This window comes from Clostridium mobile, from assembly GCF_018918285.1.
Lineage (GTDB): Bacteria > Bacillota > Clostridia > Clostridiales > Clostridiaceae > Clostridium_AW > Clostridium_AW mobile.
This window is the reverse complement of sequence record NZ_JAHLQF010000004.1, coordinates 553,924-575,354: the sequence shown is the minus strand read 5'-3', so window position 1 is coordinate 575,354 and position 21,431 is coordinate 553,924. Positions and strand designations below refer to the sequence as shown.

22 protein-coding genes are annotated in these 21,431 nt (G+C 29.3%); 19 read left to right on the top strand and 3 right to left on the bottom strand.

Translation table 11 applies throughout. The features are described 5' to 3' along the window. The first annotated feature begins 59 nt into the window (after positions 1-59). From KQI86_RS17970 to KQI86_RS17915, 12 genes are all read left to right on the top strand, one after another. Entirely contained in the window at positions 60-1,100 is a 1,041-nt protein-coding gene (locus tag KQI86_RS17970) for a resuscitation-promoting factor (protein ID WP_343216192.1), read from the top strand. Positions 1,101-1,148: 48 nt separating this feature from the next. After that, positions 1,149-1,703: a ribonuclease M5 gene (gene rnmV / locus KQI86_RS17965; protein WP_216440789.1), complete on the top strand. Its 555-nt coding sequence runs from the start codon at positions 1,149-1,151 to the stop codon at positions 1,701-1,703. Beyond that, on the top strand, positions 1,693-2,526 hold the full coding sequence (rsmA, locus tag KQI86_RS17960) for a 16S rRNA (adenine(1518)-N(6)/adenine(1519)-N(6))-dimethyltransferase RsmA (protein WP_216440788.1): 834 nt from the start codon (positions 1,693-1,695) through the stop codon (positions 2,524-2,526). The genes rnmV and rsmA overlap by 11 nt, the downstream gene beginning before the upstream one ends. 73 nt (positions 2,527-2,599) lie before the next feature. Beyond that, the gene (locus KQI86_RS17955; RefSeq protein WP_216440787.1) at positions 2,600-3,901 is read left to right on the top strand and encodes a DUF7922 domain-containing protein; all 1,302 of its coding nucleotides are present in this window, start codon (positions 2,600-2,602) and stop codon (positions 3,899-3,901) included. Between the two features lie 90 nt (positions 3,902-3,991). Continuing rightward, positions 3,992-4,585 carry a hypothetical protein gene (locus KQI86_RS17950; RefSeq protein WP_216440786.1) on the top strand — a complete coding sequence of 198 codons (594 nt, stop codon included), beginning with the start codon at positions 3,992-3,994 and terminating at the stop codon, positions 4,583-4,585. An 88-nt stretch (positions 4,586-4,673) separates the two neighbouring features. Beyond that, entirely contained in the window at positions 4,674-5,429 is a 756-nt protein-coding gene (locus tag KQI86_RS17945; RefSeq protein WP_216440785.1) for a prolipoprotein diacylglyceryl transferase, read from the top strand. A 13-nt stretch (positions 5,430-5,442) separates the two neighbouring features. Beyond that, entirely contained in the window at positions 5,443-6,288 is an 846-nt protein-coding gene (locus KQI86_RS17940; RefSeq protein ID WP_216440784.1) for a YhfM domain-containing protein, read from the top strand. 130 nt (positions 6,289-6,418) lie between these two features. Further along, positions 6,419-7,567, top strand: coding sequence for an efflux RND transporter periplasmic adaptor subunit (locus KQI86_RS17935; RefSeq protein ID WP_216440783.1), 1,149 nt, complete (start codon positions 6,419-6,421; stop codon positions 7,565-7,567). Positions 7,568-7,581: 14 nt separating this feature from the next. Continuing rightward, positions 7,582-8,274 (top strand): ABC transporter ATP-binding protein, encoded by a 693-nt coding sequence (locus tag KQI86_RS17930; RefSeq protein ID WP_216440782.1) that lies wholly within the window; start codon positions 7,582-7,584, stop codon positions 8,272-8,274. 30 nt (positions 8,275-8,304) lie between these two features. Continuing rightward, complete coding sequence (locus KQI86_RS17925; RefSeq protein WP_216440781.1) at positions 8,305-9,516, top strand: ABC transporter permease; 1,212 nt, start codon at positions 8,305-8,307, stop codon at positions 9,514-9,516. A gap of 63 nt (positions 9,517-9,579) precedes the next feature. After that, positions 9,580-10,422, top strand: a complete 843-nt coding sequence (locus KQI86_RS17920; protein WP_216440780.1) for an Mrp/NBP35 family ATP-binding protein — start codon at positions 9,580-9,582, stop codon at positions 10,420-10,422. Between the two features lie 101 nt (positions 10,423-10,523). Next, entirely contained in the window at positions 10,524-10,715 is a 192-nt protein-coding gene (locus tag KQI86_RS17915; RefSeq protein ID WP_216440779.1) for a ferredoxin, read from the top strand. Positions 10,716-10,785: 70 nt separating this feature from the next. Here the strand turns inward: KQI86_RS17915 and KQI86_RS17910 are convergent, their stop codons facing one another. Beyond that, positions 10,786-10,962: a DUF3006 domain-containing protein gene (locus tag KQI86_RS17910; RefSeq protein ID WP_216440778.1), complete on the bottom strand. Its 177-nt coding sequence runs from the start codon at positions 10,960-10,962 to the stop codon at positions 10,786-10,788. Positions 10,963-11,083: 121 nt separating this feature from the next. Here KQI86_RS17910 and KQI86_RS17905 point away from each other — a divergent pair, with 121 nt between their 5' ends. Next, positions 11,084-12,175 carry a sensor domain-containing diguanylate cyclase gene (locus tag KQI86_RS17905; RefSeq protein WP_216440777.1) on the top strand — a complete coding sequence of 364 codons (1,092 nt, stop codon included), beginning with the start codon at positions 11,084-11,086 and terminating at the stop codon, positions 12,173-12,175. A gap of 25 nt (positions 12,176-12,200) precedes the next feature. On the opposite strand, the gene KQI86_RS17900 is transcribed toward KQI86_RS17905, so the two are convergent. Beyond that, entirely contained in the window at positions 12,201-13,184 is a 984-nt protein-coding gene (locus tag KQI86_RS17900; protein ID WP_216440776.1) for a DUF3048 domain-containing protein, read from the bottom strand. A gap of 266 nt (positions 13,185-13,450) precedes the next feature. On the opposite strand from KQI86_RS17900, the gene KQI86_RS17895 reads away from it, so the two are divergent. From KQI86_RS17895 to KQI86_RS17880, 4 genes are all read left to right on the top strand, one after another. After that, positions 13,451-15,568, top strand: a complete 2,118-nt coding sequence (locus KQI86_RS17895; protein WP_216440775.1) for an anaerobic ribonucleoside triphosphate reductase — start codon at positions 13,451-13,453, stop codon at positions 15,566-15,568. Between the two features lies 1 nt (position 15,569). Beyond that, a complete protein-coding gene (gene nrdG, locus KQI86_RS17890; protein ID WP_216440774.1) occupies positions 15,570-16,082 on the top strand; it encodes an anaerobic ribonucleoside-triphosphate reductase activating protein in 513 nt (170 codons plus the stop codon). Between the two features lie 132 nt (positions 16,083-16,214). Next, the gene (locus tag KQI86_RS20550) at positions 16,215-18,326 is read left to right on the top strand and encodes a Mur ligase family protein (protein ID WP_216440773.1); all 2,112 of its coding nucleotides are present in this window, start codon (positions 16,215-16,217) and stop codon (positions 18,324-18,326) included. A gap of 98 nt (positions 18,327-18,424) precedes the next feature. Continuing rightward, positions 18,425-18,790, top strand: coding sequence for an ArsR/SmtB family transcription factor (locus tag KQI86_RS17880; RefSeq protein ID WP_216440772.1), 366 nt, complete (start codon positions 18,425-18,427; stop codon positions 18,788-18,790). A gap of 58 nt (positions 18,791-18,848) precedes the next feature. Here the strand turns inward: KQI86_RS17880 and KQI86_RS17875 are convergent, their stop codons facing one another. Beyond that, positions 18,849-19,490 (bottom strand): MBL fold metallo-hydrolase, encoded by a 642-nt coding sequence (locus tag KQI86_RS17875; protein WP_216440771.1) that lies wholly within the window; start codon positions 19,488-19,490, stop codon positions 18,849-18,851. 269 nt (positions 19,491-19,759) lie between these two features. Here KQI86_RS17875 and murI point away from each other — a divergent pair, with 269 nt between their 5' ends. Both murI and KQI86_RS17865 read left to right on the top strand, forming a co-directional pair. Continuing rightward, positions 19,760-20,545 carry a glutamate racemase gene (gene murI, locus KQI86_RS17870; protein WP_216440770.1) on the top strand — a complete coding sequence of 262 codons (786 nt, stop codon included), beginning with the start codon at positions 19,760-19,762 and terminating at the stop codon, positions 20,543-20,545. A 174-nt stretch (positions 20,546-20,719) separates the two neighbouring features. Further along, positions 20,720-21,052 carry a DUF3870 domain-containing protein gene (locus KQI86_RS17865; RefSeq protein WP_216440769.1) on the top strand — a complete coding sequence of 111 codons (333 nt, stop codon included), beginning with the start codon at positions 20,720-20,722 and terminating at the stop codon, positions 21,050-21,052. Positions 21,053-21,431 lie beyond the last annotated feature (379 nt).

The window sequence follows — 21,431 nt, the reverse complement described above, 5'->3', positions numbered from 1 at the left end:
TATAATCTTCAAATGTCCAAAATAATAGAAATCCTACGTTTTGCCAAAGGGAGGTATTTGTGGTGGAAAAATTTAAAAATTCTATTAGAAATTATTTTTCCAATGGTCCTAAGGCAGTTTTTGTTACTGTATTATTAATTATGATTAGTACTGTTATAATAACTGGTACTAGAAAAACTTTATATGTTTATATTGATGGTAAAGAAAATAAAATAACGACATTTAGATCTAACGTAAAAGAAGCTTTAACTGCGAATGATATAGAAATAGGATCAAAGGATAAAGTAACACCAGGGTTAGACAGTAATATAAAAGATAAGGATAAAATATATGTTAAAAAAGCTGTAAATGTTGAACTGAAGTTAGATGGAAAAACTTTAACTATCCAATCTGCGGAAAATGATGTAGAAACTATGTTAACAGCAGAAGGAATACAGTTAAATGCGCTTGACAGAGTAAGTCCATCTAAAGAGGAGCCACTTGGAGAAGGGTTACAAGTTGAGATAACCAGAGTTGAAAGCAAAGAAGTAAAAGAAGTAAAACCTATAGACTTTGCAACTGTTACTAAAAGCGATACTAGTTTACAACAGGGAAACAATAAGGTTATTCAACAAGGAAAACCTGGAGAAAAGACTGTTACTACAAGGGTAGTTTATGAAAATGGAAAAGAAGTTTCCAAAAAAGTAATAAGTGAAGTGGTTACTAAGAAGCCAGTTGAAAAAGTAATTGCTATGGGAACAACAGGAAGTTATACTCCATCTCGTGGTTCTAATATGCGTTATTCAAATGTAATGAGAATGAAGGCAACTGCCTATACGTCTGATTACGCGTCTACAGGAAAGAATCCTGGTGATCCATATTTTGGAATAACGGCTACAGGAACTACAGCGAGAAGAAATACTAATGGTTACAGTACTATAGCAGTTGACCCAAGAGTTATTCCTCTAGGAACTAAAGTATATGTAGAAGGATATGGATATGCCATAGCGGAGGATACTGGTGGAGCTATTAAAGGAAATATAATAGATGTTTATTTTGATAGCAATAACCAAGCTAATAATTGGGGAGTAAAATCAGTAAATGTTTATATACTTAAATAAAAAAGGGAGCCATAGGCTCCTGTTTTTTTGGTATTAGGAGAGGATAAAATGATTAAGGAAGTAATTGTAGTAGAGGGTAGAGATGATATTACCGCAGTTAAAAGAGCAGTAGATGCAGAGGTTATAGCAGTAGGTGGATTTGGTATAAATGCAAAAGCTATAGAGAGAATAAAAGAAGCACATAAAAGGCAGGGAGTAATAGTACTAACTGATCCTGATTTTGCCGGAGAGAAGATAAGAAAGATAATATCCAAAAGAATACCAGATGTAAAGCATGCCTATATATCTAAAGTAGAAGGATTGAAGGATGGAGATATAGGTGTGGAAAATGCATCACCAAAGGCCATAGTAAGCGCATTAAAAGAAGCAAAATGCGAAGTCAAAGATAAGAGAGAAGCTTTCACAATTGGGGACATGATTTATTTTGGACTCAGTGGAAAAGAAGATTCTAAAGAAAAGAGACAGCAGTTAGGTAAAATACTCAGAATAGGATATGGAAATGCTAATCAATTTTTAACTAGACTAAATAATTATGGTGTAACAAAGGAAGAGTTCATAAAAGCTATAGAAAAAATCAGTAAGGGGAATGATTATGCAAAATAATACTAAAGATATAGTAAGTAAGTATAATTTTAAGTTCACAAAAAGCTTAGGACAAAATTTTTTAATAGATGATGGAGTATTAAAAGATATAGTAAAGGGTGCTGAAGTAGATAAAGAAGATTTTGTAATAGAAATAGGGCCTGGTGTAGGTACTTTAACAAAGGAACTTTTAAAAGAGGCTAAAAAGGTTTTAGCCATAGAGCTAGATTCAGATCTGATCCCAATATTAAAAGAAGAGCTAAAAGAGTTTCCTAATTTTGAAATTATAAATAAAGATGTATTGAAAGTAGACTTTAACGATTTACTTAAAGAAGAAGATTCAGTAAAATTGGTTGCTAATTTACCATATTACGTAACAACACCTATTATATCTTCATTACTTAAGGGAAACCATAAGTTTAAATCATTAACTATAATGATACAAAAAGAAGTGGCAGATAGAATAGCTGCGGAACCTAATACTAAGGAATATGGTTCTCTTTCTTTATTAGTTCAATATTATTGTGACGTAAAAGTAATAAGAAGAGTATCACCAGCTTCTTTTATACCAAGACCAAAAGTAGATTCCATTGTAATTAGGCTAGATAAGCTTAATAAGCCAAGAGTAGATGTAAAGGATGAGGAATTGTTTTTTAAAATTATAAGATCATCTTTTAATATGAGAAGAAAAACTCTTTGGAACGCTTTAAAGGGCCTAGGAATAAATAAAGATTTATTAGGGGAAGCATTACAAAATGTTAGTATAGATAGCAGAAGAAGAGGAGAAACTTTATCCATAGAAGAATTCGCAAATCTATCTAATAATATAAAAGAATTACTATAATGTAAAAATTTGTTCACTTTTTGAAATGTGACTCATATATTATAATGAATAAAATATATGGAGGTACATTGATTTGGCACAAAAAAAGAGTTATAGTAGATATTTTATTATATTAAATGAAGAGGTAAAGGGATATGCCATAGCTTCTGATAAACTACCTACTGGCTATGTTAAACTTGAGATAAAAAATAATAAGTGTAAAGTTTCGTATTATGTGCAAAATCTAAAGAAAGAATCTATCCCCTATTACATGATATTAATACTTGGCAAAAAAGACACTAATAAATTAATTAAAATTGGAGAATTGAACATAGACGATTACGGAAGAGCAGATGTTTCTTATGAATATCCTTCAGATAATATAGGGGATACTGGAATGGATATTGAAAATGTTTCAGGAGCTGCAATTGTTAAATTACAGGGAAATGATGTAAGACCGGTTTTAAACGGATTTTTAACTTCGGACATTCCGGCATGGAAACAATACACAATAATTGAGCCCCAAAAAAGAGATGTGTCGGAAGAGGAGAGGGTAAAGCCAGAGCCAGAACCTGCTCCAGTTAGTATTTTTGACAAATACGAAGAAGTTATTGAAGAGAAAGTTAAAGTGGAAAAGGAAGACAAACAGGAAATAAAGAATGAAAATACTAGGGAAGAAAATGAAGGCTATGAAGATGAGATAAAAGAAAAAAAGGAAGATGAAAAAGAAGAAATCCACTATGAGAATACTAGAGAAAAACATGATGTTGTCATAGAAGAAAATAAAATTGAAGAAGATGAGAAAAGAAAAGAACACGTTGAATGTATTAAAGAGGAAAAGGACAAAAACATAACGAGAGAAAATGAAAATGATATTGAAAATGATTCAGAAGAAATTATAGAAAAAGTTGCTGAAGATATACAAGAAGAGGACATGATAAGGCGTGATCATTGTCATAAAGAGGATGATGAAAAGATGCCTAAAGGAAAGTTAGGAAAATTCTTCAAAGAATTAGCTAGAGATTTTGAAAAGCTTGAAGACGAAGTTAAAGACATAAAGAGATGCGTATGGTATAAAATACCTGCAGCTAATAGAAGTGATATGAGCTGTCATGTTAATTGGAATAGGCATTCCATTATATACCATCCAATGGCTAATTATTATAACTATATTAGTCCACATAAATATTATATGATTGGATATAAATGTGACAAAGAAGATAAAATGAAATGTTTAGTATATGCTATACCAGGAAGTAGATCAAAAAGAGATCAGCCTTTTGCTGGTAAAACTGGATTTGTAACATGGGTACCATCTAATTCAGGAAGATGTGAAGGATATTGGTTAATGTTCTATGATTTTAAAACTTCAACAATACTAATTCCTGTAAAATAGGTATGCAAATATGCATACCTATTTTCATTAATATTTCTAAATAAAATCTCATATATTGTATTAGTAATCCATTTATAAAGGGGTAGGGATATGAGAGTCATTTTAATAAATAAGAGGAGATTAGGCGTATCCATAATAATTATTGGACTTATGTTAACAATGTTTGGTACGCAAAAATTTTTTAGAGATAGGATTAACTATACATCTTTAATGCAGAATAACATAAATTCTTTAAAAGAATATGTAATTACGAAAGGGGAGGCTACATATAGTCTTCCAAGTGAGTGGAATACTAGCGAAAGGTCATTCGGAGGAGAAGAAATAATATATCATAATGATTTTCAATCAAAAGATTTAAAAATACACGGCTTTGTAGAAATGTGGAATTTAAGAGAAGACATAACTGATTTTTTAAAAAAGAGTGAAGAAATATCTAAAGCTGAAAATAAAATACTTGATTATAAGCTAGAAAAGATAAAAATAAATAATGAGGAATGGTATTTAGTGGAATACACAGTTAAGAATAATTATGGATCTAAGTATAGATCTAATGAATATTTCAAGAAAAATAAAGATAAGCTTATTAGATTTTCATTCTTTGTTTTGGAAGAAAATTTTAAGGAGAATATGCCCACATTATTTAAAACAATAATTCAAACTTTTAAACATAATTTAAATCAATAAATTATATGTTATAATTATAATAAAAGATTAGCAAATGATAATAAGAGATTAACAAAGGATAGAAAGGTGCCTAAGGAGGATAAACTAGATGAGGCCAGTTTTGTTTGAGATATTTAATAGAGAGATATATGGTTACGGCACAATGATAGCCATAGGTATTTTATCAGCTATATTATTGTTAAACTATAGAATTAAGGATAAGAAATATAATGAAGATCATATTTTTAATATGATAATAATAGGGATAGTGTCAGGGGTATTTGGAGGCAAGCTATTATATATAATAACAGATTTTAAATATATAATTGATAATCCTAGTTCATTAAAGGATTTAGGCTATGGATTTGTAATATATGGTGCAATAATAGGGGGAGCTTTAGGAGTCTATTTATATTGTAGAAAAAGAGGATGGAATGCATTGGAAATGTTTGACTTAATCGTGCCATCCTTAGCTTTAGCCCAAGGTTTTGGAAGAATAGGTTGTTTTTTTGCTGGATGTTGTTATGGAAGAGCTACTACTCTACCTATAGGAGTGGATTTTACCAACTCTCCTTTCGTAACACCAGGAGTTTTAAGACATCCGACTCAAATTTATTCTGCAATTTTTGATTTTTCATTAGCAGCTTTCCTAATATGGTATAGTAAAAGGAATAAAAATGCAGGAAGAATTTTTGCATTGTATGCTATAATATATGGTATAGGAAGAATAGCTATTGAATTTTTAAGGGATGATCCGAGAGGAACAGTAGGAATGATGTCAACATCACAATTCATTAGCATATTTGCTATTATAATAGGAATTGTTATATTTAATTTAAATAGATTTAAGAGCAAATTAACCTAGGAGGTTAAATAAATTGTTTAAGAAAACTAAAGATGATAAAGTAAAGTATATTTTGTTAATTATAGTGTTAATATTACCAGTGTTTTTAAGTGGTTGCAGTAGAGTAGATTCAATGAAGGTGAGACTAGGTCTAAAGAATAATGATTTTGAATATATAAAACAGAATAAAGTTGATAAAATCGTCATACAAAATACAAGGGATAAGGGATATAGATTCGTGGTAACAGATCAGACAGCTATAGAAGAACTATATAAAATATTGTCTACAGCCAAAGAAGTAGAGGAGAAGTCAACTTTAAAACCGGATTATATATTTGAAATACACGAATCACATGATAAAGTTCATAAATTTCAATATATCGCGGGACTAGATAAGAAGAATGGCGGTAATTTATATAGTGACGATAAAGTATATATAGTTTCCAAAAGAATAGACAATGATATAATAAAAAGCTTTTGGAATATAAGAGTTCCTAAGGACTTTACAGATATATACTATAGCTCAATAATAAGTGTGCTTAATGAATATACCAAAGAAAATAAAGGCAATAAAACTATAGGTATAAATTTAAATGATGATATTGATGTAAGTAAATTTATATTGTCTGCGGATTTAGAGAATCTAAAGTATAGACTGAATAATAAATTTTCTGGAGTTACTTTAATAGAAGATGACAATACTAAGTATGATATTTTAATGACAGTAAAAACCCAAGGATATAAAAGAACTTCGTATAAATCAATTGTAACTTTCTATGATAAGAAAAGTAAAAAGGAAACAAAATATTATATAGTAGGTGAATATGAGAATACAGATTGGAATATAAATGTATCTAATGAAAAACCTAAAGATTTTTAATACTGCAACTTAGTTGCAGTATTTTTTTATTTGAAATTCAAAATAAATAATACACAATTGTCAATAATATAGATATCTAAATTGATGACAGGGGTAATTTGATTTAATTAAGGGAGGAGGCAGAGGGAAGATGAAGAAGAAAAATTTCGTTTGGATTATTTCCATATTTATAATCGTACTTATAATCTCATTTTTTTATATGAGAAAAATGGGTAAAAAACCCATATCAGTAAAGACAGCTATTGTTCAGGAAGGAGAAATAAAATCTTATTTATCTACTACAGGAATTATAAAATCAAAAAACTCAAAGGAGTACTATGCGAATCAAGGAAAAATCCAAAAGCTATATGTGAAGCTTGGTGATAAGGTAAAAAAGGGGCAAACATTAGTAGAATTTGATGTGCCAAATGTAGATGATAGCATCAGACAGGCTGAAATACAGTACGAAAACGCACTTTTACAGAAAAAAGATTTAATGAGACAAAGGGACAATATAGAAGAAAATAAAAAGAAGCTAGATGAAAAAATCCATGAACTAGAAAGTAGTAAAAATCCTAATAGTTTATCTCAGTTGCAGACATTAAAGCAGCAAAGAGAAAGTATTCAAAATATATCTAATGAGAAGCTAAAGCAGTCAGAAAATGCTGTTGCTTTAGCTGAGATTGTATTGGATTCAACAAGAAAGAAGAAGGATGAAATAAAATCTAAAATAATTGCTGATTTTGATGGAGTCATAACTGCAATAAATGGGGCAGATGGAGCTATATATAATGGAATGCAACCAGTAATTGTTGTTGAGGATGTAAATAACTTAAAAGTTATAATATCTTTAAGCAAGTATGATGCTGCAAAAATAAAAGTTGGTCAAATGGCTATTGTAAAAAATGGAAACAAAAATTATAATGGAAAGGTTACATTTATGGAACCTGTGGCTAAAAAGCCAACATCACCTATGGAAGGAGAAAAAACTCTTGATGCTACTGTAGACATAGTAGATAAGGTAGAAGATTTAAAAATTAATTTTGATGTTGATATAGATATACTTACAGGAAAAGTTGATAAGACCATTAAAATTCCAACTGAATGTATTAAAAATGAAAAGGGTGGCAGAAATATTGTATATATAGTTTCAGAGGATAGGGCTATAGAGAGAGAGGTAAAAACAGGCTTCCAGTCAGATATGGAAGTTCAAATACTTGAAGGACTAACATTAGGAGATAAAGTTATATTAAATCCTAGCACTAACATTATAAATGGAACCCTTGTAAAAGAAAGTTAAGGTGAGTTGGTAAGATGATTCAAATAAAAAATCTTATAAAAAAATATAAGATGGGAGACTCATATTTTGTTGCTTTAAATGGAGTTAATATTAACGTAGGAAAAAAAGAGTTCACAGCAATAATGGGACCTTCTGGTTCAGGTAAATCAACATTAATGAACATATTAGGGTGTTTAGATAGACTTGATGATGGTGAGTATATTTTAAATGGCAAGAATGTGTCTAATTTATCTGAGGATGAATTGGCCTATATAAGAAATAAAGAAATAGGATTTGTTTTTCAATCATTTAACTTATTACCTAGGATGAATGTGATAGAAAATGTTGAATTACCTATGCTATATAGTGGAGTATCAAAGAAGGAAAGAAAAGAGAAAGCTTTAAATGCATTAGAAAAGGTGGGGTTATTAGATAGAATTCATCATAAACCAAATGAAATATCCGGAGGACAGAGGCAAAGAGTGGCTATAGCAAGAGCTATAGTAAATAATCCTTCAGTTATAATGGCGGATGAGCCTACAGGAAATTTAGATTCAAAATCTTCCCTAGATATAATGAGTATATTTCAAAAACTAAATGAAGATGGTGCTACTATAATAATGGTAACTCATGAACCGGATATTGCTCAATATTCAAAAAGAATAATAAGAGTAAGAGATGGAAAAATAGTTTTTGATGAAGAGGTTAAAAACAGGATTATTTTATGATGAGATAAATTGCTGGAGGAGGGGAGCCTAATGAATTTTATAGAGAATATTAAAATGGCAATGGATAGTATAAGAGCTAATAAATTAAGGTCTTTTCTAACTATGCTTGGTATAATTATAGGAATAAGCTCTGTCATAACTATAGTGTCTTTAGGCAATGGAGCACAAAAGACAATTACGGGGGAATTTGAAAAGATAGGATCATCTACAATTACCTTAAAGGTTAATTCCTCCAAGGCCTCTAACAGTGATTATATAACTTTTGAGGATATAAAGGCTATAGAGGACAGAGTAGAAAAGGTCAAATATGTATCTCCGTTGATACAAAAGAACGGAGTGGTTGATTCAGGAAAAGCATCTAAAAGTGCTATTATAAGCGGTGGTAATAGTGATTTATTGTACATATCAAGTGAAGAAATAGTTTACGGGAGATTTTTTAATGAAAGAGAATATATAGAAGGGAAGGCAGTTGTAGTTATCGATGAACATTCTGCGAAAAGCCTATTTGGATATTCAGATGTTGTAGGGGAAACTTTAAAGCTTGGTCCAAAATCATCTATAAAAAAGGCCTTAATAGTAGGTGTAACAAAAGGATTTACAAGTCCATTTATCGATGCATCAGAAGCCAATATGCCAGCATTTATTTATACTCCCGTCACTTTTATGAAGTTATTATATCCTAATGATTACAATATAGATACTTTAAATATCATGGCAGTTAGTAAGAATGATTTAGAAAGTGCGGGAAATGGAGCTAAAAATGTTTTAGAAAATAGGCATAATAATAAGGAGAAAGAGGTCTATAAAGTCGATAGTATACTAAAGCAAATGGAACAAGTTAATAGAGTACTAAACATATTTACAGCTTTTATAGGTGCTGTAGCAGCTATATCTCTATTAGTTGGCGGTATAGGAGTAATGAATATAATGTTAGTATCCGTAACAGAGAGGACTAAAGAAATAGGAATAAGGAAAGCTATAGGTGCTACGACTAAGGTAATCTTAATACAGTTCCTAACAGAGTCATTAATAATATCATTAATAGGTGGCATAATAGGTATGATTTTAGGTATAATTGGAGGAGAGGTAATAGGCATTTTTGCTAAAATTAATCCATTGGTTTCAATTAAAGCTGTATTAGGGGTTATACTTTTCTCATCAGCAGTAGGGATTTTCTTTGGAATATATCCTGCGAAAAAAGCGGCTAAGTTAGACCCTATAGAAGCTTTAAGATATGAATAGTATACTTATGTGAATATGGATTAATATTAATTAACTAAGATTAACGGAAGAGGAGGAGTTATAATGAGTAATTGTGATAGTTGTCCAAGTAAATCAGGCTGTAATACTAAGGAATCAGGATGTTCTAAGTTATTACCTAAGCATGGTAATGTAAAACATATTATTGGGGTAATAAGTGGTAAAGGTGGAGTAGGGAAGTCTACAGTGACTGGCATACTAGCAACGCAATTAAGCAAGGCTGGATATAAGGTTGGTGTTTTAGATGGTGATATAACAGGACCCTCTATGCCTAGATTTTTTGGTATAAATGAAAAAAGAGCAGAGATATATGCAGTAGAAAATAGTGAGGAAGTGAAGTTCGTTCCAGTTGAAACATTATCAGGAATAAAAGTAATATCACTAAATTTACTTACAGAGAAAGAAGAAGAACCTGTTATATGGAGAGGACCTGTAATAACAGGTGTTTTAACTCAAATGTATACTGATACTCAATGGGGAGACTTAGATTATCTTCTTATTGATATGCCACCAGGAACAGGAGATATAGCACTTACAATCATGCAGAGTATTCCAGTAGAAGGTATGGTAGTGGTATCAACGCCTCAAGATATGGTTTCTATGATAGTTAAGAAAGTGATTATCATGGCTCAGAAACTTAATGTAAAGATAATAGGAGTAGTAGAAAACATGTCTTATGTTCAATGTGGAGAATGTGGAGAAAAAATAAACGTATTTAGTAAAAAATCTGCAAAAGAACATGCTGAATATTTAGGAGTACCTTTATTAGCTGAGATGCCTATAAATTTAGAGTTATCAGATAGCCTGGAAAGAGGAGAGGCTGAGAAGTTTGTATTAGAAAATAAAGAATATGAAGAAATATTAAAAAGTTTTAATAAATTCATATAAATTGTTTAAATAGGTTTTTTTTCCACATAAGTTATGTTATAAATAGATTATAATTAGGTAAAAATAAAAGTATAATTTTTATTTAATAAGGAGGTTATATTATGAAGGCACATGTAGATAAGGATACTTGTATTGGATGTGGATTATGCCCAGGTATTGCTCCAGATGTTTTTGAAATGGACGATGATGGAAAAGCTGTAGTTACAGTAGATGAAGTTCCAGATGGATCAGAAGATGCTGCAAAGGAAGCAGAAGATAGCTGTCCTACAAATGCTATCTCAACAGAAGAATAAAATATAGAAAAGTAAAATATATAAGAGCAAAATAAGGAGGGATATTTATCTCTCCTTATTTTTTAAATAATTAAAAGAAATCTACTAATTTTGAATTGGATATTCTAGGAGTTCCAGGATCAATTCTTACAGTGTCACCTATTTTTGCATTTGATGGTAAATTGAATTTATTTACATCTATGGTAACACCATTTTCAAAGCTTACAAATACTTCAGTATTATTCATATCAATAATTCTACCAACCATTGCATTTATACCTCCGTAAAATATATTCTTAAAATATTGTTTACATTATTTAATGAATTTATTAATATTAAATATAATGGTATTCATTCCATTATTTATAAAATGGACTATGGAGGATAAAATGCAAAGTATATTAAAGGATCTACTTTTATTGACCCTTATAATTTTTACATGTATACAATTTATTAGTATAAATAAAATGAGAATACATATAAGAAAGGTAGAAAAAATAAAAGAAGCATTGTATGAAATTGCATATACGATAGTACATACACAAAATGAAGAAGAATTATATGATATTATTCTAAGTACAGCAATTCAATTAATTCCCAATGCATCAAAGGGGAGTATATTACTACTAAATGAAGACAATAAATTTTATTTCAAAACTTTAATAGGATATTCGGAAAGATTAAAGAGTATATCTTTTTCTAAGGAAGAAATATATATTAGTAATATGACTTCAAAAATAAGCATTATTATAAAAAATCCCTCAAAGTTTGATGAAAATTTTTTAAGTGTAGATAAAAATGAATATTTAAGGACAAACAATGCGTTGGATATAGCATGCACAATTAGTTCCCCCATTTACATTGATGATAAATTAATAGGATTAATAAATATAGATAGTACTAGTAAAAATAAAATATTTACCGAAGAAGATAGAACCTTTATGGATTATATAAAAAGAGATTTAGAACTAGTACTTAAAAATACTCATATACAAAATAAGCTCAAATTTATGGCTAATTATGATGAGTTGACCGGATTGATTAATAGACGATATTTTAGAAAATTATTTGAAAACGAAGTTAAAATGATTAAAGAGTGTGACGATATTTTATCAGTAGTAGCTATAGATATAAATAATTTCAAAATAATAAATGATACTTACGGACATTGTATGGGTGATAGAGCTCTTAAAAAATTTGCTAAGGTAATTAGTAGTAACGTTAGAGGTCATATCTGTGCTAGGATATCCGGAGATGAATTTGTAATTGTTTTAAAAAACTATTCATTAGAAAAGGCAAATGAAAGGGTAGTTCATATAAAAGAAGAGATCAATAAAATAAAATTTGGTGATTTAAGTTTAGACTTTAGTTATGGTATATATTGTGTTAATTCAAGAGAAAACATTAAACCAGATGAAATTTTGATAATGGCGGACAGAGAAATGTATAAGGACAAAAAAAAGTTCCACTGTAATATTTAAATACAGTGGAACTTTTTATAAAAATCTATTCAATGGCAACTTTTATTTTGTTATCAAAGATATGCCACCATGTCTTACCGGGGGATAAAGGAATCTCTTTATTATCTTTATCTAGAAAAACTGTAGGAGAATTGGAATCTTTCTTTGACCAACGACCTTTTATATATTTGCCATTACTTATAATATAACAATCGCCTTCCCCTATAAGACGCACATCTATATGTAGATTATCTTTTTGTAAAGTAATATCCGTCAACTGTATAATAATATTATTAACTTCAATAGGTATTTTTTTCTCTGCATCAATAGATTTTTCTCCATCCATATATTTTGTATATTTATTATTATTAAAAACATAAGAAGTATTGTAGTATTTATTCACATTTAAAGATACTTTCTCAGCATTATCCAAGGTATTTTGCCAAAAATCACTATTAAAATATAAAGATTTACTTGGAGATTTAATTAAATTTTGCTCTTTAATAAGTTCTCTTAAATTAGATGAAGTATATAGGCTATGTTCATAGGGCCTATTTTTATCTCTCCAATAAAATTTTTCATATAAAAATTCGTTTAAGCTAGGAAGTTTCTCTTTTTCTATTCTGTTCTTAGCCTCTTCACTATATCCACAGTGAGCAAAAGGAAGATTGTTTTCGATTGCTATATCTAAAAAATATGGTCTAGCGCTTCTAACAGGACCTATTTTAGGGGAATCATCTTTATGATAAATTGCCATAAATCGCGATATTCCACCTTCGGCCATAGTTTCATAAACTACATCTGCATGAATTAATCCAGAGTGAGGTCTAGAAGTCTTTGAGTTTTCCACTATTACCATAAATGGAATTTTAAAATAAGTATCCTTATCTATTTCTTCCCCAGTATAGGGAGAAAAGAATTTTTCCTCTTCTTTAGGCTGTTCTTTTTTGACTTCTTCTTTTATTTCGGGAGGTTTATTACATCCAACCAATAAAAAAATTGAAAATATTAAAACTAAAATTTTTTTCATATTAACAACTCCTATAAAAATACTATATATATTTTACCAAATAATGTATTTATTTGGTAGTACTAAAGATAATATTAAATCTATTTAGCATAATAAAAAAAATATCAAGCTGCTAATATATATAAGATAAAGAAAGAGATAAAGAAAGAGAATAGTAAATACATATATCATTGTAATATAGTTAATTTTAAAATTGCCAAATATTTATTACCATAGTATAATTACACAGTGCAAACACAATATATAGTAGTTGGGGGTATTAATTTATGCTACATGTAGTAAAGAGAGACGGCAGAAGGGTTTCCTTTGACACCACAAAGATAACTAATGCTATAAAAGGAGCATCAGAGGAGATTGCATATAATTTAAAAGAAAGTGAAGTTATAGATCTAACTCAGAAAATTATTAAGAGATTAGAAGATATAGATAGCGGAGAAATATCTGTAGAAGAAATTCAAAATTTAGTAGAAAATATTTTATTAGAAAATGGATATAGAGAAATAGGGATTGTATACGCTAACTACAGAAAAGAAAGAACTAAAATTAGAGAAATAAAATCAGATTTAATGAAGGCAATAGAGAAAATAGGAGTAGAAACTGATAGAGATAATGCTAATGTTGGAAATAATTTTTCTTCAAAATTATTAAGAATAGCCAGTGAATCCAATAAATGGCACAATTTATCTATAATGCCTAAGCATTTAGCAAAGGCCCATGAAAATGGGGATGTATACTATCATGATTTAGATAGTTACAATTTAACAACAAATTGTTTACATATACCAACTAAAGAAATACTATTAAAAGGATTTAACACAGGCTATGGTTATATAAGGCCACCTAAAAGAATAGAATCTGCTTGTGAGTTATCTTGTATACTTCTTCAATCCACACAAAATGATATGTTTGGAGGACAATCTCATCCGGATTTTGATAATGATATGGCTGTATTTGTTGGGCCAACAAGAGTTGAAATAGAGAAAGAATATAAAGAAGTAGGATTAGAAGACTCAGTAATAGAAAAATTAGTTGAGAGAAGGCTTAGAAAAAATATCAGCCAGGCTATGCAGGGAATTGTGTATAACTTAAATACTATGCATTCAAGAGCAGGCTCTCAAGTGCCTTTCAGTTCCATTAATATAGGAATACCTCAAAGTGAAGATGCAGCGTTGATATGTGAGATATTCTTAAATGAATATGAAAAAGGATTAGGTAAGGGAGAACAGCCTATCTTCCCTAATATAATTTTTAGGGTAAAGGATGGGGTGAATAAAAAGCAATCAGATCCATACTATTATTTATTTAAATTGGCATGTAGAGTGGCAAGCAAGAGAATGAACCCAACTTTTATGAATATAGATGCTGATTTTAATTTGGAGTATTATGAAAAAGGATACTTACCAGCTACCATGGGTTGTAGAACAAGGGTTCAAAGCAATGTAAATGGAGAGCCTACAGTAAAGGCTAGAGGCAATATAGCTCCAACAACAATTAATCTACCAAGGGTAGGTATATTGGCTAAAGGAGATTTAGATAAGTTTTTTAGCTTATTAGATAATAGGTTAAATATGGCTAAGGATTCTTTATTACATAGATATGAAGTACTTAAGAGATTAAGAGTTAAGGATTTACCTTTTGTAGCTGGACAAGAATTGATGAAAGGTGCAGAAAATTTAAGTTCAGAAGATAGCATAGAACCTATATTAAAGCAAGGAACTTGGGCAATTGGATTTATAGGACTTGCGGAAACACTAAGAGCGCTAATAGGAAAACATCATGGTGAAAGTGAAGAAGCAAGGGAATTAGGATTGAAAATAATACAATATATCAGAGATTTTGCAGATAAAACTACAGAAGAAACAAGTTTAAACTGGTCTTGTTATGCTACTCCTGCAGAAGGACTAAGTGGAAAATTTATAGCACAAGATAAAAAAGTGTTTGGAGAAATAGAAGGCGTTACTGATAAAGACTATTATACAAATGGATTCCATGTTCCAGTTGAACATTCTATATCAATAAAAGAGAAAATAGATATAGAAGCGCCATACCATAAAGTTTGTAATGGAGGACACATAACTTATATAGAGTTAGATGATTATCCAACAGAGGATGTAATAATGGATATATTAGAATATGCTTATACACATTCTAATATAAGCTACATAGGAATAAACTTTCACATAAAATACTGTAGAGATTGTGGCACGTATTTAAGCAATAATGAGTGCAAGTGTAATAAATGTGGAAGTTTAAATATACAGGGTATTTCAAGAGTTACAGGATATTTAAGTTTAGATGAAAGATTTGGAAGTGGAAAAGTGGCAGAAAGAAGTGATAGAATATCACACACTAATGGAATTAAATTCTACAATAAAGGTGAGTAATATGAAGGAACTTCAAGTTGCAGGGTTTTTAGATAACTCTTTGGTAAATGGTAAAGGGTTAAGAGCTGTATTGTTTTTGTCCGGCTGTAATCATCATTGTCCAGGATGTCATAATGTAGCCATGCAGGGATTTGATTATGGAGAAAAGGCTAATATAAAGGATATTGTTAAGAGAGTAGAGAGCAATATGCCATTAATAAAAGGAATTACTTTTTCTGGGGGAGAACCTTTTGAGCAAGCCGAAAATCTAAGTGAATTAGCGTATCTTTTAAAAAAAGAGGGCCTTAATATTTGGTGCTATACGGGATATACTTTTGAATATATAATTGAACATTTAGATAAAAATAATGGGTGGAAAGAGCTATTAGATAATATTGATATACTAGTAGACGGTAGATTTGAGATGGATAAATACAGCCACCATTTAAAATACAAAGGCTCAAGTAATCAAAGGATAATTGATGTGAAGGAAAGTGTATTACTAAAACATATTATATTATACGAGGAAGTTTAAAATTTTAATATGCATAATTTCTCTTGTAAATTAAGAACCTATATTATTATGGTTTTTGAGGATGGTGAAATTATGCATATTTCTTTTATAAATTTTTTTGAAGGAAACAATATTAAGGGTATAAAAAGTTTAGTGAAAATAAAAGTTAAATCTACTAATAAAGTAGATTTAAATGAATTTATGAAAAAATATTTAGGAGTATACAAATATATTGGATATGATGAAAAAATAATAGAAATAGAGGAGGAAGAGGAAGGATATATTATTTGGGCTACCTATAAAAGAGAGAATTTATGTAGATATATAATTTACAATATAATGGATGAAAATTCTAGTGTGAAGAAAGTTGGAGATAAGATTAAAAAGCTATTTCAAGATAAATTTACTTTTACAATTATAGATTTAGCTAAAGATGAGGGAATTCCAACAATTGAGCTTTCAGAAGGATTATATCAATTAGGCTATGGGCGAAGATCTATAATTATAAGTGATGAATATCAGAGCTATGAAAATGATCCAATGGTAATCAGAAGTAAAAACAGAGATACTTTATATGGATTATTAAGATATAACAATCTTCCTAGAGTAGAGATGAAAAAGCTATATAATTTAATAGAGGAAGATATTATGGATATACAATATCCAATAAATATATGTAATTATTCGAAAGATTATAATATAGATATTAATTGTAAAAATACTGAAGAGTTGATGACTGTTGTGAATAATATCATTAATTCTTATGGATATGCCCTAGCTTATAATGGAGACATAAGTTACAGAGTAATTAGCTATAAAGGTAGAAATAACAAAGTGTTTAAAATAAATACAAATGGAGAGTATGAAAGAGTAAATGAAGGGTTAGGGCTTAGGGAACTAATAAATAGTATATATAAGATTTTTAGAATTGAATTTATGTATATAGATTTCTATGAAGATGAGAAAAATAACGCATTAAAGGTAAGAGATTTGGGATGCGTGTTTAATATAAAAGATGAACTGACTAATATAAAAAATGATATAATAAAGTTTTTTCTACAAAACATAAAGAATGAAGTTGGAGCCATACCCATAATATCAATAACTGGATCAAATGGTAAGACAACTACAGCAAGGTTAATTTATAATATATTTAAAAGACTTGGCTATGTGACAGGATTGGCCTCAACAGAAGGTATATTTATAGGAAATGAGAAAATTAGAGATGGAGATACTACAGGATTTTTAAGTGCAAGAGAGATTTTAACTAATGAAAAAGTGGAAATAGCTGTATTAGAAACGGCAAGAGGAGGCATAGGACGAAATGGGTTAGGCTACGAAGGAGGGAATATAGGTATTATAACATCCATATCTGAAGATCATGTAGGCATGGAGGGGACAGAGGATATGGATAAATTAATTAACACTAAGTCAGTAATTATAAAAGAATTAGAAATGGGAGGAAAGGCTATATTAAAAGCTCAACAGGAATTATCCCATTTATTTTCTTGTAGAAATGATATAGGCATATGCTTGTATGATTTAGAAAAAAATCCATTGATAGAGGAACACATAAAAGAAGGTAGGGAAGCCTTTTATGTAAGGGATGATTATATAATACATTGTAAAAATGGTATTGAAAGTAAGATTATAAACGTAAGAAAAATCCCATTCACTTATTATGGAAAGTCTAAAAGTAATATCTTAAATATAATTTCTTCACTAGCAGCAACTTACTATATACATGGAAATATTGAAAAAATTATAGATATAATAGGTAATTTAGAGTGTGATCTATATTTAAATCCTGGAAGGCAAAATATAATAAACATGAATAAATATAAGATTATTTTAGATTATGGACATAATGGAGAAGCCTTTGAAGAAGTATTTAATTTAGCTAAGGAATTTAATCCTAATAGAATAACCTCAATAATAGCTGCTCCTGGAGATAGGATGGACAGATACATAAAAGAACTAGGAGAAATATCTGCCAAGTATAGTGATCATATAATAATAAGAGAGCAGTTTGATCTAAGAGGTAGAAAAAAGGGAGAGTCCGCTAGTTTAATAAAAGAAGGAGTTATATCAAAAGGATTTGACATAAATAGTTTAGAGATTATTTACAAAGAGGAAGATGCAATAATATATGCCATGGATAGGGCAATAGAAGGAGAAATTATAATATTATTTACTCAATGTTTAGATTTAATAATTGAGACTATAAATAATCATGAACAGAATAAAGTACCTCTATTAAGTTGAATAAATAAATTATAAACTATATAATGAGTATATAATAAAAGGAAATTAGTCAGAGGATAGTACAATGATAAAGCAACTGATCTAAGGGTGGTGAAAAAATGAGAGAACTTGAAGAAATAGAGGTTTGCAACTGTTGTGATGTTCATGACGATTGTGTTAGCTGTGTTAAGAAAAATATGTTAGATAATGAGACATTTACAAGGCTATCCGATTTATTCAAAGTTTTAGGAGACTATACAAGAATTAAGATAATATATGCTCTTTTTAAAAAAGAATTGTGTGTTTGCGACATTGCAGATGTATTGGGTATGAGCCAGTCTTCAATATCTCATCAACTTAGAATTCTTAAATCTGCAAGACTTGTTAAGTTCAGAAAAGAGGGAAAAACCGTATTTTATTCCCTGGATGATGAGCATATAGGTGAGATTTTTAATGCTGGTTTAACTCATGTTGAACATAACTAAAATTAATTGTAAAACCTTAGTTTAAGAGAAAAAATTCAATTAAACTAAGGTTTATTTTTTATTTATAATCTAATATTAATAATTCTCCATCAAGTTTCTTTAGATCATCAGTCAGCTCGATAGAATTGCTATTTATACGTTTACCTTTCTTTATGTACTTTAGAAAAACTTCCAATCCTTCTAAGGGAAAGGATAAGTCTGGAGTTTTATAATGCATAGGTATAATTACATGGCTTTTTATTGTTTTAGTTATTTGAAAAGCTTCCTTACCGTTTATGGTATAATTCCCTCCTATAGGTATAAATAGTACGTCAACGCCTCCAATTTTTGATATATCTTCTTTTGATAAAAGGTGACCTAAATCTCCTAAATGACAAAGTTTGTAACCATCCATTTGAAATAGGTATACTATATTTTCTCCTCTTTTCGTACCTTGGTCCTTGTCGTGATAGGAAGGTATGCCCTGTATAGGAATATCGCAGGGATTAAAAAATCCCACCTTCTCCACTACAGCAACTTTTTCAGAATTGATATTATCTTTATAATTGTGATCAAAGTGTTGATGACTAATAGTTACAACATCTATATCTCCTTTAAAGACCTCATATCCTATGGAATCATTAAAAGGATCTGTAAGTAATTTTCTTCCTTTGCAATCTTCTATAATAAAGGAAGAATGGCCCAACCAGGTAATTTTCATTTTCCACACTCCTATAAATTATTAATTTAATATATATATTTATACAATTGTCGAAAAATATTCAGAAAAAATAATAAAAAGAAAAAATATTGACAAGCTGCGTCATATTTGTTAAAATATTTTTAAATGAGAGTGAATTTAATATTCACCGTTCATTATATTGGTATACAAACTTAGTGTATATAAATTTTGTATATAAAAATATAATGAAGCCGGTTTTCTCCTAAAAGGGAGAACCGGCTTTAATTTTTTGTGGAGGTTGATTTATAATGATAACAAAAAACAGTCCAATAGGGGTGTTAGATTCAGGAGTAGGAGGACTTACTACTGTAAAAGAGCTTCAAAGGTTGCTACCAAAGGAAAATATAATATATTTTGGTGATAACAAGAATGTGCCATATGGAAACAAGAGTCAAGAAGAAATTATAAGTCTTACTAGAAGAATGATCGAATTTTTAATTAGCCAAAACGTAAAAGTTATCGGGGTGGCATGTAATACAATTTCCACCATTATAGATCTTATAAGTGATGATTATGATGTTAAGATAATAAAAGTTATTGATCCAGTAGTGGACAACATTAGAAATGTATTAAGAAAAGAAAAAGTTGGATTAATAGCAACTAATTTTACAGTAAATAGTGGATATTATGATAAAATGTTAGGGGATATTAAAGTTTATGGAAAAGGCTCAGGAGAGCTTGCGGCTATAGTAGATAGCGGAAAGATAGATAGAATAGAAGTTAAGGAAATAATAAGAACTCATGTTAATAGTATTTTGGAAAAAGAAAGTGTAGATACAGTAATACTAGGATGTACTCATTATCCAATAGTAAAGGATATATTTGAAGAATGTTATCCAGAAATTAACTTTATTAATCCGGCTTTCCAACAAGCAGAGGCTATGAAGGAATATCTAGAAGAAAAACAATGGTTAAAAGAAGAAGAAAGTAAAGCCTTTAAGGTATATACTACAGGGGATGAAGATAAATATCATACAATAATGGGCATGCTACAATTAGAATTGCCACAAGAAATAATACAATACAACGATTAGTAATTGAGTTATGCAATATCGTTATATTGAAAATTCAGACTGTTAATTTTATATTTAACAGTCTGAATTTTTTGATATAATATAATTGTTGCTCTTATTTATTGAAAATGTTGTATAATCTAATTAGTGCGAATATATAAATTTCGAATATATAAATTTAAGGAGTGGTACTGTATGAATTATGAAAAAAATACTATATATATTACAGGAATATCTAGAGCAAATAGTACAGATCCAATTACAATTATGTATAATGGCTTTTTTCTTGGATTAATAATTAATATAGATAATGGTGAGATAATAGACATAACATGTAATGCCATTAGCAATGTGACCTCTGATTTCATAAAGTCTATACTTGTTGGATACAACTTAATAAGTGATTTAGATCATATGATTAATGAAATAAATAATAGATTTTTAGGTACTGCCCAGAAAGCTCTAATTGTAGCTTTAAAGGATGTTCATAATAAATTTTTAATGGAAAAGAAAAAAATAAGTAAGTAATATTTTAGTACCATTTTTTTAGCAATAATAATTTATTCTATTTTATCATATAAATATCCTCTTAATGCTGGAGATGGCAGTATTATAAATGATATAGGAAGTTCTTTTTATATAGGAACAATATTTATTATCCCAGACATTGTTATTTTGATTTCGTATTTCTTTAAAATAGACGTTAAAGTTTCTATGGTAGTAAGTATAATTGTGGCTCTATTGATAAGCATTTTTGTGCAAGACAATTAATAAATCTTATTTATTTAACCTCTAGAGACAAAAAATATAATAAATTTTTAAAATATACCGTAGATTAATATGGAATATATGTAATTTTATATTATAATGAATGTATGTGTGACGAAATTAAAAATAAATCGTATTA